The 1,106-nt window shown below is 32.2% G+C and carries 1 protein-coding gene; it reads right to left on the bottom strand.

Translation table 11 applies throughout. From position 1 onward, the window contains the following. Window positions 1-50: 50 nt before the first annotated feature. Entirely contained in the window at window positions 51-1,055 is a 1,005-nt protein-coding gene (locus BT151_RS18375) for an IS30 family transposase (protein WP_072403825.1), read from the bottom strand. Between the last annotated feature and the right edge of the window lie 51 nt (window positions 1,056-1,106).

The following is a 1,106-nucleotide window of genomic DNA, read 5'->3' on the forward strand; positions in this document are numbered from 1 at the left end:
GCTGCATTCAAGGTTCTAACGCAACAAACGTTGCTTTTTTTTGTGAGATACTAAGCTACATTTTTTAGTTCAGAATCCATAATTTCTTGAGGTGTTTTAAAGCCTATAATTTTGCGAGGTCTATTGTTAAGTTTTAGCTGAATTTGCATCAATAATTTTTCATCAATTAGATTAAAATCTGTTCCTTTTGGCAGGTATCTTCTAATGAGTCCATTTGTGTTTTCATTAGTTCCTCTTTCCCAAGAAGAATATGGATGAGCAAAGAAAATTTTCATACCAGTATTTTGTGTTATTTTTTCGTGTTTAGCCATTTCAATTCCGTTATCGTATGTCATTGTTTTTTTGAATAAGTTGTTAAGCTGATTTAATTTCATCGAGAACATTTTAGCAATTTCATCAGATTTTCTACTGTTCAATTTAATGATTAATGTGTATCTGGACTTGCGTTCAACGATTGTCCCTATTGCAGATTTTTGACCTTTTCCAATTACTAAGTCTCCTTCCCAATGTCCAACTTCTTTTCGGAGTTCGATGTGCTTAGGCCTTAGATCAATACTGACTTGATTGATTATTTTGCTTCCAGTTCCACGTCTTTTTATAGATGGTCTTCGTCTTGTTTTTTTACGAACAAGTAGTTTGATTAGTTTTTTGTTTAAACTAGCTTGCGGTCTTGTGTAAATGTGTTTATAGATAGCCTCATGAGAAATGGACATTATAGGATCATTAGGATAGAGTTCCTTAATTCTTCCAGAAATTTGTTCAGGAGTCCATTGGGATAAAAGTCCTTTATAGACAAAGAATCTTAAAAGAGAGTAGGTGCTTATTTTGTCAAGATTTCTTTTGTTTAAATAATCGTCTTTAGCGCACCACTGTGCTAAATGAGCTTCGTATTTATCGTACTTATTTTGTACCCATTTATTGACTTCTCTAGAGATTGTAGATCTTGATCTATCGAGTCTTTTAGCTATATAAGCTTTTGTGTTGTTTTCGTTTAAAAGAGTCTCTATTTGAACTCTTTCTTTTAAGGTAAGTCGTTTGTGTTTTTTTACTTCCATTGTAACAAATCTATAATTTTAGATTTGTTGCGTTAAGTTATTGAATGGAGG

Origin of the sequence: Flaviramulus basaltis, assembly GCF_900114265.1 — a bacterium.
GTDB classification, from domain to species: Bacteria; Bacteroidota; Bacteroidia; order Flavobacteriales; family Flavobacteriaceae; genus Flaviramulus; species Flaviramulus basaltis.

What these genes read in the sequence shown, in the direction of transcription:
- BT151_RS18375 (WP_072403825.1), bottom strand. Translation starts at nt 1,055, where the DNA reads ATGGAAGTAAAAAAACACAAACGACTTACCTTAAAAGAAAGAGTTCAA.